Annotated in this window: 15 protein-coding genes; 14 read left to right on the forward strand and 1 reads right to left on the reverse strand. The window is 42.9% G+C overall.

Annotation, left to right across the window (positions count from 1 at the left end):
* Positions 1 to 130: 130 nt before the first annotated feature.
* The 8 genes from ACX6CI_RS09285 to ACX6CI_RS09320 all read left to right on the forward strand — a co-directional run bounded on the left by ACX6CI_RS09285 (position 131) and on the right by ACX6CI_RS09320 (position 10339).
* Positions 131 to 952 (forward strand): competence/damage-inducible protein A, encoded by an 822-nt coding sequence (locus ACX6CI_RS09285; RefSeq protein WP_458777880.1) that lies wholly within the window; start codon positions 131 to 133, stop codon positions 950 to 952.
* A 235-nt stretch (positions 953 to 1187) separates the two neighbouring features.
* Positions 1188 to 2285, forward strand: a complete 1098-nt coding sequence (ychF, locus tag ACX6CI_RS09290; protein ID WP_458777881.1) for a redox-regulated ATPase YchF — start codon at positions 1188 to 1190, stop codon at positions 2283 to 2285.
* A gap of 356 nt (positions 2286 to 2641) precedes the next feature.
* The gene (locus ACX6CI_RS09295) at positions 2642 to 2845 is read left to right on the forward strand and encodes a hypothetical protein (RefSeq protein WP_458777882.1); all 204 of its coding nucleotides are present in this window, start codon (positions 2642 to 2644) and stop codon (positions 2843 to 2845) included.
* A 274-nt stretch (positions 2846 to 3119) separates the two neighbouring features.
* Complete coding sequence (locus tag ACX6CI_RS09300) at positions 3120 to 4607, forward strand: ATP-dependent DNA helicase (protein WP_458777883.1); 1488 nt, start codon at positions 3120 to 3122, stop codon at positions 4605 to 4607.
* Between the two features lie 28 nt (positions 4608 to 4635).
* The gene (locus ACX6CI_RS09305; protein ID WP_458777884.1) at positions 4636 to 4911 is read left to right on the forward strand and encodes a hypothetical protein; all 276 of its coding nucleotides are present in this window, start codon (positions 4636 to 4638) and stop codon (positions 4909 to 4911) included.
* A 401-nt stretch (positions 4912 to 5312) separates the two neighbouring features.
* On the forward strand, positions 5313 to 5672 hold the full coding sequence (locus ACX6CI_RS09310) for a hypothetical protein (RefSeq protein WP_458777885.1): 360 nt from the start codon (positions 5313 to 5315) through the stop codon (positions 5670 to 5672).
* 194 nt (positions 5673 to 5866) lie between these two features.
* A complete protein-coding gene (locus ACX6CI_RS09315; RefSeq protein WP_458777886.1) occupies positions 5867 to 7375 on the forward strand; it encodes a fumarate hydratase in 1509 nt (502 codons plus the stop codon).
* 612 nt (positions 7376 to 7987) lie between these two features.
* A complete protein-coding gene (locus tag ACX6CI_RS09320; RefSeq protein ID WP_458777887.1) occupies positions 7988 to 10339 on the forward strand; it encodes a PAS domain S-box protein in 2352 nt (783 codons plus the stop codon).
* A 141-nt stretch (positions 10340 to 10480) separates the two neighbouring features.
* Here ACX6CI_RS09320 and ACX6CI_RS09325 read toward each other — a convergent pair whose 3' ends face one another.
* Positions 10481 to 11767, reverse strand: a complete 1287-nt coding sequence (locus ACX6CI_RS09325; protein ID WP_458777888.1) for a peptidase U32 family protein — start codon at positions 11765 to 11767, stop codon at positions 10481 to 10483.
* A gap of 225 nt (positions 11768 to 11992) precedes the next feature.
* Between ACX6CI_RS09325 and mnmA the strand changes: the two genes are divergently transcribed.
* The 6 genes from mnmA to ACX6CI_RS09355 all read left to right on the forward strand — a co-directional run bounded on the left by mnmA (position 11993) and on the right by ACX6CI_RS09355 (position 18012).
* Positions 11993 to 13018: a tRNA 2-thiouridine(34) synthase MnmA gene (gene mnmA / locus ACX6CI_RS09330; RefSeq protein WP_458777889.1), complete on the forward strand. Its 1026-nt coding sequence runs from the start codon at positions 11993 to 11995 to the stop codon at positions 13016 to 13018.
* A 12-nt stretch (positions 13019 to 13030) separates the two neighbouring features.
* Positions 13031 to 14356: a tRNA (N(6)-L-threonylcarbamoyladenosine(37)-C(2))-methylthiotransferase MtaB gene (mtaB, locus tag ACX6CI_RS09335; protein WP_458777890.1), complete on the forward strand. Its 1326-nt coding sequence runs from the start codon at positions 13031 to 13033 to the stop codon at positions 14354 to 14356.
* Positions 14346 to 15608, forward strand: a complete 1263-nt coding sequence (locus ACX6CI_RS09340) for a CinA family nicotinamide mononucleotide deamidase-related protein (RefSeq protein WP_458778454.1) — start codon at positions 14346 to 14348, stop codon at positions 15606 to 15608. The genes mtaB and ACX6CI_RS09340 overlap by 11 nt, the downstream gene beginning before the upstream one ends.
* A 101-nt stretch (positions 15609 to 15709) precedes the next feature.
* Positions 15710 to 16765 (forward strand): recombinase RecA, encoded by a 1056-nt coding sequence (recA, locus tag ACX6CI_RS09345; RefSeq protein WP_458777891.1) that lies wholly within the window; start codon positions 15710 to 15712, stop codon positions 16763 to 16765.
* 384 nt (positions 16766 to 17149) lie between these two features.
* A complete protein-coding gene (locus ACX6CI_RS09350; RefSeq protein ID WP_458777892.1) occupies positions 17150 to 17308 on the forward strand; it encodes a rubredoxin in 159 nt (52 codons plus the stop codon).
* Between the two features lie 110 nt (positions 17309 to 17418).
* Positions 17419 to 18012, forward strand: a complete 594-nt coding sequence (locus tag ACX6CI_RS09355; protein ID WP_458777893.1) for a redoxin domain-containing protein — start codon at positions 17419 to 17421, stop codon at positions 18010 to 18012.
* Positions 18013 to 18135 lie beyond the last annotated feature (123 nt).

Genomic DNA, 18135 nt, shown 5'->3' on the forward strand with positions numbered 1-18135 from the left:
ACCTTCATGATAAATAATGGTTTATCATGAAGGTTGCCCTCCCTATTTTCAAAAAAGTGTTTTAACGACCCGTTACAACACTATTTATTACAATATTTCTAAATACCTTGATAATAAGGTACGAGGTGTTATGAGAAAGGCAGCGGAAGTCGAGATAATTATCGTCGGCAACGAGATACTGACAGGGGATATTTTAGATACCAACACTAACTGGTTATGTCAACTCGTCCATGGCCGCGGTGGTATTGTTACGAGGGTAACAACTATTCCTGATATTCTTACTATTGTGGCCGAAACCGTTCGCGAAGCAGTTGCACGTAAAAGTGATATCATCTTCACCTCAGGAGGACTTGGGCCAACATCTGATGATCTCACCCTTGAAGCAGTTGCAAAGGGTACTGACAGAGAAATCGTTTTACACCCAGAGGCTCTAGAGCAGGTAAGACAACAATATGATCGTTTTTTTGAACAGGGCATCATGTCACAGGGTGGACTCAACCCTGCCAGACAAAAAATGGCCTGCCTCCCTGAGGGCGCTGTTCCCCTTCACAATCCCGTAGGAACGGCGCCAGGCGTACTCCTTCAAGTTGAGCAAACAACAATTATCAGTGTTCCTGGCGTCCCATCTGAACTCAAGTCGATTATCAAAGAATCTCTGCACAATTTTCTTGACCAGACCTTTGGTGACGGTACAGCTCTATCAAAATGTGTGGGAGTCACCTGTAACGACGAATCCCTTCTGGAACCAATACTTATTGATATCGTGAAAAGATATCCAGATATTTACACCAAATCTCTAGCGACAACCATTGGGGAAAACCCTGAAATGGATATTATTATGACAATTTCTGGAATAGGCGAAAAACAGGCTATGATCGAAAAGGGATTTCAGGAACTTTGTAACGGTATTGTTGAACTTGGTTTCGCTATACATATAAAACACATTTCATAACCAATCCTCAATGTTACGGCATATCTGTGCAATTACGTGCCTGATCACAACACCTCTGCATACAACTTTTTTTCGCCTATTTCAAAATAGTGACACATATTTTTCCATGTAAAGCATTCCAATTATTAGTTTTGCTATTTACTTATTGAAAATTCAACTTGTGTTATAGCTTCTTTTCCTCTATAGTCTGCCTCCATTTGCCCTATTTCGTCCCAAAATTAAGGAGTTCTCGTTCATGAAGATTGGAATTGTAGGTTTACCTAACGTCGGTAAATCAACACTGTTTAATGCCCTCACCAAGGCCGGTGCTGAGGCCAGTAATTATCCGTTTTGCACCATCGAACCCAATATAGGTATTGTAAAAGTTCCGGATGAACGCCTTGATGTTCTAGCTGTCATGGGAACCTCAAACAAAATCATCCCCACCTCCATCGAGTTTGTTGATATCGCAGGCCTTGTAAAAGGAGCATCTCAGGGTGAGGGTTTAGGAAATCTTTTCCTAGGCCACATCAGAAGCGTTGAGGCCATTGCCCACGTCGTCAGATGTTTTGATGACGAAAATATTACCCACGTTCACGGGGCAATCGATCCCGTAGGCGATGTTGAAACGATCAACCTCGAACTTATCCTTTCAGATCTTGAACTCGTTGAGAAGAGAATCGTTACTGAAGAGAAAAAAGCCCGAGGCCAGGATAAAGAAGCAAAGATTAAGCTTGCAGGCTTTCAAAAGGTAAAGGCAGTTCTCGAAGATGAAAAACCAGCACGCCTTGCTGATTTAACCGATGATGAGAAAACACTTATTGCCCGTGAGACCCAATTTCTTACCAGCAAAAAAGTAATCTACGTGGCTAACGTCAGTGAAGACGATCTCGTTTCCGGTGAAGACAACGCCTACGTAGAAAAACTTCGGGCTTACGCTGAGACTCAGGGCGATGAAATCGTCTGTGTTTCTGCTAAAATTGAAGCTGAGCTCTCTGAGATGGATGATGAGGAAGCAAAAATATTCCTCGCAGATCTTGGTATTGAAGACTCAGGTCTTGCCCGCCTCGCAAAAGCGGCCTATTCACTTCTTGACCTGATCTCATTTCTGACAACTGGTGAAAAAGAGACCAGGGCCTGGACCATTAAGCGTGGCACCAAGGCACCTCAGGCTGCAGCCGTTATTCATACCGACTTTGAAAAGCACTTCATCAGGGCAGAGGTTGTTCCCTATGACGATCTCGTTGCTGCTGGCTCCTGGGCCGCTTCAAGAGACCTGGGGAAATTACGTACAGAAGGAAAAGACTACGTCTTTCAAGACGGTGAAGTAACAGTATTTTTAACAAGCGCCTAATCCCCTGCATACCATACCAGAGTTATTTGCACTGCCTATAGCTCTGGTCCCCTCCCCGCCTCTTTTTTTCGCCACATTACCTCCAATACTATTTACTTACCAAAACCTTACTCCATTTCCCCCACAGGGTAAGGTATTTGTAAGATCACTTACACATAGTGAATTTTATAAATACCGGAGGCTTACATACATGACTGCCGTACAGAAAGAAGAATTATATAACAAATGGAACTCATGCGACCGAGAGACAAGGATTCGACTTGCCTGTAAATATTTAAAAATTCTGCGCACAGATGAAGAGCACATAAGTTGGCTGCTCTTTCTACAAAATTACATGGAGAAAGAATAATACTACAATGAGTCACAGTAAAACCCTGACAGCTGCACAAAAAAAAGACCTGCTTATCGAATGGAATCTCTATAGCGAAAGCCAAAAAGCTCCTATTCTATTAGAATTTAGTAATAGTTGTAATGATACATACAGCCAGGATGACTTCCTGGAATTTCTACGATATAAACTTCAAATTGATGGATATTGGAAGAAAGTGGGAATATTGTAAATTTTCTACCCCCGATAAAAGGAAGTAAGTCTGGATAAGTGTCTTCACGAAATTCAATCGTAAAAGACAAGAATTTAATTTCTAAGGCACTCATGTATCCTTGCCATCGCTGAATATTTCTTATTAACACTCAGTCACCCCAACCTGATTTAGCCCCTTAACCATTTTGAATTCTTGACTTCCTCTACAGAATAGGAAAATATAGGACTCTCACTTAAGCTTATTTGTTTTGGTCGTATTACAGCTTTTAGTTAAAGTCACGTCAGGTATTCATATGGATCCTTTCACTCTTCTAGCAGTCGCATCTGCTGCCGGCTTTGTTTTTAATAAGCTTGCCAATACATTTGACGGTGAAGAACGCCGTGAATTTACCTATAGCAAAGATCTCGTTGCGAAAATCAAACCTGATAATAGATCTGAATTTGATCTGAAAACAGTAGATGTTTTACCTGAGTACAAGCTGGTAAAAAAACTGGTTGAATCAAAATTTCCCTTAGTATTTATCACTGGGGGAGCTGGTACAGGAAAAAGTACCTTTGTTCGTTGGGCTCTTTCTGAATTTGATGGATCTGTCCTGCTTGGAGCACCGACTTCTATGGCTGCTCTTAATGTTGGTGGAAAAACACTACACTCCCTCTGCAGCCTGCCTCCCGGTTGGATTGTAAAAAAAGATATCAAACAGTTTCCCGCCAAAAAAGAAATCAGTGAAGCCAAGCTTTTGATAATTGATGAAATCTCAATGGTTACATCCAATCTACTCGATGGTGTCAGTGCCTTCCTGCGCGTCAACAGAGGGGTGAACAAACCCTTTGGCGGGCTTCCCGTCATAATGGTTGGAGATATGTTCCAGCTCCCTCCTGTTATTAAACATAATCTGCAGCCCCTTTTTGTGAAACACTATGGCTCTGCCAAGTTTTATAATGCCAAATGCTTACAAAACAGCACATATTACGGCGTTGAACTCAATCGAACCTACCGGCAATCAGACCAGGAATTTGTTGATATACTTACCAGACTTCGTGAAGGAATTGATCTTAGAAAAATAGTAGATCGGCTCAATAATGGATGCACTATTACTTCCAATCCTCCAGAAGGATCAGTCTGCCTCCTGCCTCGTAACAAGGAGGTTGAAACAAGAAATAATCATGCGTTGCAAAAACTCCCGGGAACAGCTAGGTCCTATAGAGGTATAGTATCTGGTGGGTTTAATTCATCCAGACTTCCTGCTCCCAAAAATCTTGTCCTCAAAATTGGTACTCAAATTCTTTTTACCAGAAACGACAGAGCCAAAAGGTGGATAAACGGTACAATAGGTGTTGTTCAGCGGCTGCTCAATGATAAAATTTTTGTTCGCCTCACAGAATCTGGCAAAGTAGTGGACGTTGGCCGGGTACAATGGGCCGAACATCACTACGGCTGGGATAAAAAAAGTAACAAGATACTCCGCAGCCAAATTGGAACCTACAGTCAATTCCCTCTGATCCCCGCCTGGGCCAGCACTATCCATAAAAGCCAGGGAAAAACCATTGAAAAAGTGCATCTTGATTTGGGAGCAGGCTCTTTTGAAACTGGGCAAACCTATGTAGCCCTTAGTCGCTGCCGTTCCTTAAAAGGACTCAGTATGTCTCGACCACTGAAAGTAGATGACATTCTCGTAGACTTTGAATCAAAACATTTTTACGCAGGTCTACGTGAAATCATAAGTAAACTACCACCCCATAAAATGTTGCAGACACTAAACAACAGTGAAAATAAACATTAGGAAATAGGATAAACTTATGGAGAATAGTATGCTACACCCCGCTTGGATTAAAATTCTGTTTGTATCTTTTATTACTGTTGCTCTCTGTTTTGCCATGATTTCCAGTTTTTCCAGAAGCTATTATAAAAATACCCCCATGGGCAGGCTCAGCCATAGCCAATTACGTGTTAAACAAGGCAATGCCAATATCGAGCAGCGACTCAACGTCTTTGTCTTGTCCCTGCTCTTTAGTGTTACCAATCTTCGTATCCTCATCATTACTCTTCTTATCGCCGTAGCTATGAATTTTATTTTAATTTCATAATTATTTCGTTTTTTTGTAAATATGAAAAATTCAGTCATTTCAACAATAATGATTACCAAAACACTCTATAGCGCACGGCACTTATACATCCTATAAATATTTTTTACGTCAGTTCACTATGACTTATCATCAATCTGGTTTATAGTATTGTCTATACACAGGCGGAAATATAGACAGCGTCTGTGAACTCTGTTTGAAGTTGTTTTGAAACAAAGATGTTACATGTTGTTTTTTCATATAGTTACGTTAGTTTTAGAAATTGATTAACCAACCGCATCACCGTAAGACCTGTATCAAACCACTTGTTTTCTGGGTATCACCCGCTGTCTCTTCCCCCTTTTACTTTATTACATGCAGTCTTGGCATATACTGCCTACTGGGAATATTCAGGAGCCAAAACAATGATGTTTCAACCGATCAACAATTACACCATGCTCAGTCAGCCATCCACCGTACAATCTGTGGTGAACCTGCTATTTGAAGATATATCATTACGGGATCGTGTCATTCTCGCAGGCCTCAGTGAAGAGGAGTTTGATTCCCGGGTGTATCTTTCAATGGCAAAGATAATCCGAAAAGAATTTGGCCTCTACAGTGGAAACGATGAACTCCTTCAATCATGCTATTCCTATCTTGGTCGTGAGTATGACTCTTTTGAAGATCCTGCTATGGTAATAATTAAAGAGCTATGGAAACGTGTGAAAAAAGGACACAACCTGCGACTTGTTGATAAAAACGAAGCTGCAACAACCTCCGTGTAAATTGTTTTATTACCATTTCCAGTAACAATCTACAAATACACTGATTTTTACTAGACCTTTCTTGCTATTTCTGCAATTTTCTCTGGCCAATTCCATGAGCTAAATGTAGAGTGAGAGTCACTTTATAGTTACTCAATCGTTGCACTAGACGTTGTATTAGACGTTGTACTCACTCATTACATAAAGGGTTGGCCATGAACACAATAAAAAAAGCTGATTTCGTCACTTCCATTGCAGACAGCCTACAGTACATTTCCTACTACCATCCTCTCGATTTTGTAAAAGCTGTTCACAAGGCATACAAACGTGAAAAAAACCAGGCAGCAAAGGATGCTATTGGGCAAATTTTAACCAATTCTAAAATGTCAGCCGTGGGTAAACGCCCCATTTGTCAGGACACTGGTATAGTGAATGCGTTTATTAAGATTGGAGCTCAATGCCAATTTGACACTGAGGAAACCATTCAGGAAATGGTCAATGAAGGTGTACGACAAGCCTATGACAATGAGAGCAATCGTCTTCGCATGTCAGTCGTTGCAAACCCTGCCACAGATCGCAAAAACACAAAAGACAATACACCAGCGGTTGTCTACACAGAGATTGTCCCCGGTGACAAGCTTGAAGTACATATTGCCGCCAAAGGTGGTGGATCAGAAAACAAAAGTAAATGCGTGATGCTTAACCCAAGCGACTCCATAGTTGAATGGGTTAAAAAGACTGTACCAACCATGGGTGCTGGCTGGTGTCCTCCTGGAATTATTGGTATCGGTGTTGGTGGTACAGTCGATAAGGCCATGCTTTTGGCTAAAGAGTCGCTGATGCAGCCCGTTGATATAGATGATCTTATTGAGAAAGGTCCTTCTACCAAGCTTGAAGAGCTTCGTCTTGAGCTATTTAACGCTATCAACAGTCTTGGTATAGGTGCCCAGGGACTTGGGGGGCTCACGACTGTGGTTGATGTAAAAATAGCCGAATTTCCTACCCATGCGGCATCCCTGCCTGTTGCTATGATTCCAAACTGTGCAGCCACAAGACACACCCACTTCACCCTTGATGGTTCAGGCCCTGCTCAGCTTACAACTCCTGATATCAATGAGTGGCCTGATATTTCTATTGGAACTGGCAATGAAATAAAACGTGTATTTCTTGATGGAATCACAAAAGATGAAATTTCGACCTGGAAATCAGGCGAAACTCTGCTCCTCAACGGTAAGATCCTCACCGGCCGCGATGCTGCACACAAGCGTATTCAGGATCTTCTGGATCAAGGCAAACCCCTTCCTGAGGGAGTGGATTTTAACGGGCGTTTTATCTACTATGTTGGTCCCGTTGACCCGGTAGGTGATGAGGTCGTTGGACCCGCCGGTCCCACAACGTCAACCCGCATGGATAAGTACACCGATATGATGCTCGACCAGGCAGGGCTCATCGGTATGATAGGCAAATCTGAACGTGGCGATGCCACCATAGATGCCATAAAAAAACATGGCACGGTCTACTGCATGGCCGTAGGTGGCGCTGCATATCTTGTCTCAAAGGCCATTAAGAAATCGAGAGTAGTTGCCTTTGAAGACCTTGGAATGGAAGCGATCTATGAGTTTGAGGTAGAAGATATGCCCGTAACCGTGGCCGTTGATTCCAGTGGGGAAGCAGTTCACAAGACAGGCCCAACTTTCTGGCAAAAAGAGATCTCTAAGATGTAACTACCCAACAGATGTTCCCCACAAGCCAGTGACTGGTCGGGAGAGAAGGGATACTCAAGTGTAGTGGTTCAAACTGATCTGACAGTTGCCTGGCTTTTAGCTGCAATTGTCAGATCAGCTCTACACTCATTCAGTTTCAAGGCAATATGCCGGAATTTGTACAGTACATTTGTAGCGTATAAGATTACGCTGAATCTAAGGCAGCACTCCTACATTTATCCATATTTCGGACAGCGAGTTGCACAATGTCAACGTTCTCTGTCTTCTACGCCTGTCAACAGAGAAACAGGGCTTTGGTGCGATCAAACGTTCACGCTGACAGGCTTCTGTACAATCAAGCTTTCCCCAGATAATCAGCGGTGAATACAATTCAAAAATAAGGACACAGGAAAAACAGTCCTGTTGCTTACCAACAATTCTACAAATTTTCAGCGTATCAGCTTTCAAAAATATTGCATTGTATCTGCTGGTTACAGTGTAAAGTCACATCAAATTCAACCAAACACACATGGTTTTATATAAATATTGTTCAAATTCTCCTATTTATGATTCAATGAGGAGTATAGGTTTTAGATAATAAGCTTGGAAAACTGAATTTTATGAGGATTTTCTATGTCTAGAAAACCCAGCTATGAAGAGTTGGAACAGCGCGTAAAGGAGTTGGAGTTTGCTGAATCAGAGCGAAAGCTACAAGATACTACCACCCAAGCCAGCAATGAACTTCTGTTCTTTTTTATAAAATATTCTCCTATCTCTGCATTTTTAAAAGAAGTTTCCAAAAAAGAGAGCAAATTCATTTACATCAGTGATAGTTACTCTGAAATACTTGGTATTCCTGCATCAGAAATTACAGGCAAGACCATGGGTGAGCTATTGCCCCATGAACTTGCCGAAAAAACGACCCAGGACGATCATGACGTTGTGAATAGTCTTGAAAAAAGAGCATTTTGTGAAGAAGTAAACGGCAGACGCTATATTACATACAAATTCCCACTTCAGCAGGATGGAAAAACATACCTGGCTGGTTACCGGATTGACACAACTGATTTAGAGCATGCTAAAGAGGATATGGAAAATATCTTTAACATGTCCCTGGACCTCATTTGTATTGCTGATATCAATACTGCAACCTTTCTCAAGGTAAATTCTGCATTTACGGAAACATTAGGCTACAGTCAACATGAATTATTAAATAAACCCTTCTTAGATTTCGTCCACCCTGATGACTTGGATATAACCCTTAATATCATAAGCGAAAAACTCCAATCGGGAGCCAAGGTAATTTCATTTGATAACCGATATCGGTGCAAAGACGGAAGCTATCGCTGGCTAAGTTGGGTCTCTCATCCGGTTGCTGAAAAAGGTTTAACCTATGCCATTGCCCGCGATATTACAGAATCAAAGAAAGCTGAAAAAGCTCTCCAGGAGAGTGAACGAAAATATCGTAATCTTTATCAATTCGCCCAGGTAGGTCTTTTTGAAACACATCTTAAAGATTCTACAATCATCACATGCAACCAGCGATATTGTGATCTGGCTGGGTTCCCAGATATCACAAGTGCCATTGGTAAGGATACTCTCCAGCTTTATCACAATTCAGACGATCGTGAAGAAGTCAAAAATATCCTGATTAAAGAGGGGAGCATTACAGACCACGTAATCCAGATACATAATCGCCAGACTGGTATCCCTGTCTGGATCGAATTCAGTGCCCATTTAGATAGGGTCAGGGGAACAATTGAAGGAACTCTCATTGATATAACCGAACGGAGGATCGTTACAGAAGAGAAGATACGTCTACAGAGGCGCCTTACCCGTGCTGAGAAAATGGAATCTCTTGGGATACTTGCGGGGGGTGTGGCCCATGATCTTAATAATGTGCTTGGAGTCGTCCTTGGATATACTGAATTACTGCTTCTAAAAGCTGAAGATTCAGACCCAGGGAGACCCCAGCTTAAGGCTATTATGAAAGGCGGCCACAAGGCAGCAGCGATTGTAGATGACCTGCTGACTCTTGCCAGACGTGGTGTTCCTAAAATGGATGTTTTAAACATCAACACAATCATCGTTGACTGTCAACAATCCCCTGAATTTGAAAATTTACTTCTCCACCACCCCTTAGTCACAATCAAAACAGATCTTGAGTCTGATCTGCTCAACACCTCCGGATCTTCTTTGCATATCAGTAAATCCATATACAATCTGGTGTCCAACGCAACTGAAGCCATGTCAAAAGGTGGCACAGTTACTATTAAGACAAGTAACCAATATCTTGATAGACCTGTTCATGGATATGACAAGATTGATGATGGTGACTATGTCCTTTTATCTGTGTCCGACGAGGGAGAGGGCATCAATGAAAATGATATTAACCGAATCTTTGAGCCATTTTACACAAAAAAGGTCATGGGAAGAAGCGGAACTGGACTCGGCCTTGCCGTGGTCTGGGGTACAGTGAAAGACCATCACGGTTACATTAATATCCAGAGTAACGAAAATACAGGGAGTACCTTTACCATTTATTTTCCTGTCACAAGGGAGAAGATTGTATCTGAGAAGACTCCTGCAACAATCTCTGAATTAAAAGGGAACGGTGAATCCATACTTATTATTGATGATGTGCAAGAACAACGAGATATTGCAACAATCATTCTAGAAGAATTGAATTACACCGTTAACAGTGTTGCAAGCGGTGAAGATGCTGTGGAGTATTTGAAGACAACGACAGTGGATCTATTGGTTCTGGACATGATAATGGATCCAGGAATTGATGGGCTCGACACGTTTAGAAGTGTGCTTGAAATACATCCAAATCAAAAAGCGATTATTGTAAGCGGCTTTTCAGAGTCGGACCGGGTGAAAGATGTCCTGTCTCTTGGTGCTGGGGCTTACGTGAAAAAGCCTTATGTCATCGACAAACTGGGATTGGCTGTAAAAGAAGAACTTGAGCGAACCAGGCTATAATTTTTTCCTCCCTGCCTCGTTAGTATATTCCTGACGTCGTCATGACATACCTAAACACCACCATAGCTGGCACCAAAGAAAAAGACATATCCTATTGGGAGGAAACCGAGCCTGTTACAGGGTGTAAAGAATACCGCTTGCCTATAAAACTACTTGTTGTAACTGCTTTTTCTTTCTGCGTAGAATTGCATTTACATCACATTCCGTAAATAGCGGCTCTGTATATAAAAAGAGTTTATTGCCGGGATTTGCCTTTTCAACTTCCCTGCCCTCTTCATCTTCCAGCCTGGTTATTTTGACAGCTTTACATTCAATTCCCCGAAGCATATACTCAATTTCCTCTCCGGGTCGTACGGTATTGCGGATCTCAACAAAAGGAGCATCACCTGACTTGCGTATTACAGCCACCGGTTCGTATGCCTGCTCTGCTCTTGAAGAACTGTAAATCATTTCAGAGCTTCCGGGTTTATCTATTATGAAATTCTCGGTCATGCCACGGGTTCCAGAACGACTGATCTCTTCCATAAACATTTGTGGATACTTGATAGTCTCAGGCTCTTTCCAGGCTTCTGCTGGCAGTCCTTGCAAATAATCAAGAGCAGCACGGTAGATGCGAACCACAGCCCCCACATAAAAGATGGACTTCATTCGCCCTTCAATTTTCAGTGAATCAACGCCTGAAGCCACCAATTGTGGCAACATTTCAAGTAAACACAAATCCTTTGAATTAAAAATATAGGTGCCCCGCTCATCTTCCTGCACCGGATAGTATTCACCGGGGCGTTTCTCCTCAACAAGAGAATAGCTGAACCTGCATGGGTGGGCACAACTGCCCTTATTTGCATCACGACCTGTCAGATAATTGGAAAGCATACACCTCCCGGAATAGGAGATACAAAGAGCACCGTGTACAAAAACCTCTAGTTCACCCTTGGTTTTATTTCGAATCTCGGAGATTTCAACAAGGGACAGCTCTCTTGCAAGGTTAAGTCTTGATGTTCCCTGCTCAAACCAGAAATTCGCTGATTCATGGTTGGTCACATTGGCCTGGGTAGAGAGATGAACAGACAGACTTGGAACCGTACGCTTTGCAATATTCAACACTCCAGGATCAGAAATGATAATCCCATCCACACCAATTTCATCAAGCTCTAAAAGATATGAGGGAAGCCGTCCAAGATCCTGATTATGTGCAAATATATTAATCGTCACATAGACCTGTACCCCATTCTTATGTGCGTATTCCACCCCTGCTCGCATGGCATCCGGACTAAAATTACCTGCCTTTGCCCGAAGACTAAATTCTTTTCCTCCAAGATACACGGCATCAGCACCATAGTGCACTGCGGTGACTAATTTCTCATAGTTTCCTGCTGGAGCCAGAAGTTCAGGCAACTTTATAGTTCCGCTCGTACTTTGATATTCCATAGACGCTTTATTTAAGTGATTTTCAGTCATGATGTGCTAAAAAATAGACTTTTATTTTCTTCTGGCCCTTTAGAATTTTCATTCATGTACTACAATGGTACAGAGAATTTTACATGGTGTTTCATGCGTTGGCAAAAGTACACGGATATGTATGTATGAAACAGTATAATTTCAAGGCAATTTTATCTGCGCCTAGCAGCGCTCACTACTGGCACACAAGTAATTATGAATATAGGTATCGCGATGAGCGGTGGGGTTGACTCCACCGCCTGCGCATTGATGTTAAAAGAGAAGTATCAGGTTAAAGGTTTTTTTATGCGCCTTGCCCAACCTGACTTTGACATGCAAAAAGAACGGGTTGAGACTGTAGCCAAACGTCTTGATATTGATCTTGAGATCATTGATCTGAGAACTCAATTTGAAGCGGCAGTTTTAAACTATTTTTCAGGAAGCTATTTCAGCGGCCTCACCCCAAACCCATGCGTTATCTGCAATAAAGAGATTAAGTTTGGTCTTTTTCTCGATGCAATCCTTAGTGCCGGAATGGATAAGATGGCAACGGGACACTATGCACAAGTCACACATGATGATGACAGGTATCTTCTTAAAACAGGTTTCGACCCGAAAAAAGATCAATCCTATTTTCTCTCAAGGCTCAGTCAAAATCAGCTCAGCAGGATTATCTTTCCATTGGGAGATAAAGAAAAAGAGTCAATTTATGAATATGTTGAAGATAAAGGATTCAATCACTTTCGTGGCCAGGAAAGCCAGGACGTCTGCTTTCTTGAAAAAAACCAGATCGGCAATTTTCTTGATACAAGAAAACCAGCAAGTAATCCTGGCGGCAACATCGTATCCACAAGCGGTAAGGTGATGGGCAAACACACCGGCCTTTTTCATTACACCATTGGGCAGCGCAAGGGCCTTGGTATCTCCCACCCCGAACCACTCTATGTTATCCGCCTTGATGGAGAAAGCAATAGCGTTATTGTTGGCTCTAATGAAGAGTTGTTTAGTACAACCATACGTGTAAAAGAACTCCACTGGCTGAGTGGAACAGCTCCTGATTTTTCAAAATTGTATAATGTCCGTATCAGATACAGTCATAAAGGATCACCAGCTCAACTTGAACTACGCAACGAAACAAGTGGCACCTTTACCTTTTCCGAACCTCAGCGGGCTATTACACCGGGCCAATTTGCTGTTGTTTATAATAATAGTGAGCTGCTTGGCTCAGGAATCATCGAGTAGGTTTTACCTTTTATGAAGAAAGTTTTTATCACCACCCTGGGCTGTAAGGTCAACCAATTTGAATCCGCTTCATTTAAAGCAGGTTTTGAGGATGCAGGTCTAGAGATTGTTTCTAAAAATGAGCCTGCCGATATTGTGATAATTAATAGCTGCACAGTTACCGCAAGTGCCAGCGCGCAATCCCGCCAGACTGTCCGTAAAATGGCAAGGAACAACCCGGACGCGAAAATTATTGTAACCGGCTGCTACGCAGAAATTGCGGCGGAAGAACTTGCAAAAGAAGAAGATCTCAAAGGTCGAGACTATACCCTTGTAGGGAATTCCAAAAAAGATGTTCTGGTGAGCAATGCACTTACAGATTATGAAGCAACGACAAAGATCATACTGGGCTCACTCAAAGATGCCCAGGAAATTTGCGAGCTTCCTGTCCGAAAATTTGGTGAACGTTCGAGAGCCTATCTACGGATACAAGATGGATGTGAGAGCTACTGTTCCTACTGTATAGTTCCATACACCAGGGGGCCGAGCAGGTCGCTTGCTCCAGATAAGGTGCTGGAACAGGCAAGGGTATTTGAGCAGGAAGGTCACAGGGAGATTGTCCTCACAGGTATCCACATCGGTTATTACGGTAAAGACCTTGATGGCGAGCACGATATTGTATCTCTTATCGATCAACTCACCCTGGAAACTCCAGGGGTACAGTACCGGATCAGCTCACTTGAACCTGTGGAGATTAGTGACAATTTACTTGATCTCATGGTCAAGCGAGAAAATATCCAGCCCCATCTGCATATACCGCTACAGAGCGGACACGATGAAATCCTGAAGCGCATGAATCGGCGCTACGACACAGCGACCTTCAAACAAATTATCGATACTTGTAAAAATCGCCTCCCTGATGCGGCCATTGGTATAGATATACTTGCAGGTTTTCCAGGGGAAACTGAAGAACAGTTCAATGAGGCGCTTGATTTTTTAGAGGATCTTGATTTTACCTACCTCCACGTCTTTCCCTACTCAATCAGGCCTGGAACGCCTGCAGCCACCTTCCCCGATCAGGTTGAAAAAAATATTAAAGAACAAAGGGTTGCCAAACTCCGAGAACTCAGTGATTATAAAAGAGACTCTTTTTACACAAACCAAATTGGACAGACAGTGACTGTTCTTGTGGAAGGCCTGCGAGACGATACTGGCCTTCTCAAAGGATTTAGTGACAATTATGTAGCCGTTCGTTTTAAGGGGGATGATTCTCTCATTAATACGCGGGTGCAGGTAAAACTCCAGGCTCTTGTTAATAATTACGTTCAAGGAGAATACATTGACTCCAATGAAAGTTGAAATAATCGCCATTGGGGATGAGTTGACATCAGGTCGCATCCTCAATACCACGAGCAGTTTTGCAGCAAGACATCTTTTCGAGGCGGGCTATGACATTTACGCCATGAACACCATCGGCGACAGTCCAAAGCTCATAGGCGAAGCCCTAAAACGCGCACTTTCAAGAGTAGACGCAGTTCTTGTAACTGGCGGCCTTGGAACGACAGATGATGACATGACCAATGAGGCGGTATCGAAGGCCCTCAACCGGCCAACCATGCCCAACCTTGAAATTCTCGCCAACATTCGCTCCCATCTCGACGAAATTACGCCAAATCCTGTGAGTCATCTTGAAAAACTGGCATGGCTTCCTTCAGGTGCTGAAGCCCTGAACCCGCAGTCGCAGATGGCTGGATATCAACTCATCCACGAAGATAAACCTATTTTCTTCCTCCCAGGTGTCCCAAGGCAAATGCGACACCTGATGATTGAGCAGGTACTTCCTAAGCTCTCTAGCTGGCATACTGACCATCAGATGGCCACCTACCATAGAATTTTTCGGATTTTCAATCTTCCTGAAAGTGAGGTTAACCGGCATATCACAAGTATCGACCTGAGCCCTGATGTACATATTGGCTATTATCCCGTATTTCCTGAAGTCCACTTAAGCCTCACCGTAAGAAATCAAAAAAACAACAACGCCAAACGACTGTTCAAGTCTTCAGTAAAAGCTATAAATACCGTTCTTGGAGATTCCATATACGGTATAAACCGCGACTCCATGGAAAAGATTGTGGGTTGTCTCCTTTCAAAGCACGGCCTTACCCTAGCTGTTGCTGAATCATGTACGGGGGGGCTTATCTGCTCAAGCCTCACTGACACCCCCGGAAGTTCTGACTACCTCCTCGGTGGCGTTGTCTCCTACTCCAATTCCTTGAAAGAGAAGTACCTGGGTGTAGCTGAATCCCTCCTTGCAAATCACGGGGCTGTCAGTCGCGAAGTAGCTGAAGCTATGGCAGTCGGAGTACGTGAACGCAGTATGGCTGATATTGGCCTTGCAGTCACTGGCATTGCAGGACCTGGCGGCGGCAGTGATGCAAAGCCTGTTGGTACTGTTTACATAGCCATTGCAACGGCTGAAGAAAACTGGGTATCAAAATTTCACTTTGGTGGTAACCGCAGACAGGTCCGAGAGCACAGTGCCCAGAGCGGACTGGACCTGATACGAAAATACCTTCTTAGAATAGAGGATCAGTATCTGCCCCCAAGTTAAAATTGAGAATTCGTACTTTTATCATTTTTATTTATTCAGAAAATTATGGTAGATAGTAGCTATCAAAATACGTGTACATTTAATTATTACCGGAGAACAATATGGCTTCACCAGCTAAAAAAGATAAAGGCAGTAGTGTAGACAACGCAATCAGCCAGATCCAAAGACAATTTGGTAAGGGCTCCATCATGAGACTTGGCTCCGCGGAAGCGGAAAACATTCCTGTGGTTCCTACAGGTGCTCTAAGCCTTGATATTGCCCTTGGAGTCGGAGGATTTCCTAAGGGACGTATCACAGAGATATATGGTCCTGAATCATCAGGAAAAACCACCCTTGCGCTTCACGTCGTGGCCGAGGCACAAAGGAGTGGAGGAACTGCAGCTTTTATCGATGCGGAGCATGCTCTCGACACCTCCTATGCTGAACGCCTCGGGGTAAATGTTGATGATCTTCTCGTTTCACAGCCTGACTTTGGTGAGCAGGCACTTGAAATTGCCGAAATCCTCATTCGCTCCGGTGGTGTGGATGTCATCGTCATCGATTCAGTAGCAGCACTTGTACCCCGTGCTGAAATCGACGGTAACGTGGGAGACTCCCATGTTGGACTGCAGGCACGCCTTATGTCCCAGGCCATGAGAAAATTTACCGGTGTTTTGAATCGAAGTAACACCATCCTCATATTTATCAATCAGATTCGTATGAAGATCGGGGTAATGTTTGGTAATCCTGAAACGACAACCGGTGGTAACGCTCTTAAGTTTTACTCATCTCTTCGTCTGGATATTCGCAGGATCGGGCAACTCAAAGACGGTCAAGATATCATAGGCAACAGAACTAAAGTAAAAGTCGTAAAGAATAAGGTTGCTCCACCTTTTAAAATTGCTGAGTTTGACATTGTTTACGGTGAAGGTATCAGTAAGGTTGGTGATATGCTTGATCTTGCCGTTGAACTCGAGATTGTTGAAAAAAGTGGCTCCTGGTACTCCTATATGGAGGAACGAATTGGTCAGGGAAGAGAAAATGCTAAACGTTTCTTAAGCGACCAGCCAGAAATGTGTATAGAGATAGAAAACAAAGTTCGTATGGCATACGGAATGGCAACTGTAGATGCACCACCTGCATCCGCCCCAGCTGATTCCAGTCCGGCTGCCGAATAGCCACACTGTTTGATCATCCCGGGATCTCTTTTCTTAACTGATCCCGGGATCGCCCTACCAACATTGATCTCATTCCTTACAGCAGTAGTAATTTCGTGAGACTCAATCTTTTGTCACAGCCCAACCACTCCACTTGACTCCTTTTGTTTAAAAGGTGTATTCTTAAACCACGTTTCACGCTCTCATCAAATGATTCTAAAAACCTGATCCAGCATACATACCAACTTGGCCCTGCTGATATGAAATATTTTACATAGAAACATTAAATCTTCATGAGCTAAATTCATTTGATTATTTTATAGTTGACTCTCTAATCGAAGTTGCTATAATAGTTCTCAATTAGGAATTATTATCATTAATTAAATCTTTTAAGGAGATATCAAAATGGAAAAATGGGAATGCCCTTGCGGTTATATTTACGATCCAGCAGCAGGTGATGAAGACAATGGTGTAGCACCAGGAACTGCATGGAGTGATTTACCAGAAGAATGGGTTTGTCCACTGTGTGGTGCAGACCAGGACTCTTTCTGGAAAGTTGACTAAGTAACAACTATAAGCTACCTCTTTTTACCAGAGGTAGCTTTTTTCTCACCCTCACTGTTAGACACCCCTAATCATATAAGAGTACACAAACACACATAAAGGAACTTTAAATGAGCTTACTTGTGACCCAACCTGCACCAGATTTCACCGCAACTGCGGTTTTACCGGACAACAGTTTTAAGGAAGATTTCAGCCTATCTGATTATAAAGGGAAATATGTATTACTGTTCTTTTATCCTCTGGATTTCACCTTTGTCTGCCCTTCTGAAATTCTTGCATTCAATAAGGCTGTTCAGGAGTTCAGTGACAACAACTGCCAGCTGATTGGTATTTCCACTGATTCTGCATTTTCCCACCTTGCCTGGAAAAACACGAAGATAAACGATGGTGGCATTGGTAATATCCAATACCCTCTGGTGGCTGATCTTGACAAGTCTATTTCCAGATCATATGAGGTACTCCTCGATGCAGGAATTGCACTACGAGGACTCTTTCTCATTGATCGTGAGGGAATTGTTCGCCATCAGGTGGTCAATGATCTTCCACTTGGTCGTAGTGTCAATGAGGCACTTCGTGTATTACATGCTCTTCAGTTTACTGAGGAACATGGAGAAGTTTGCCCTGCAAACTGGAATAAGGGAGAAGAAGCCATGAAGCCAACAGCTGCAGGAGTTGCTGAATACCTAACCAACCATATAGATTAATTTTACCTGTATCACCCAACACAGGATGAGGACAGATTTGTGCTCATCCTGTGTTTCATTTTCTCCCCCCGTACTCCTGGCTACACAACAAGCCCCCATATATTCAGAGCAAAATACATTGCG

The organism is Desulforhopalus glucosivorans (genome assembly GCF_054397165.1).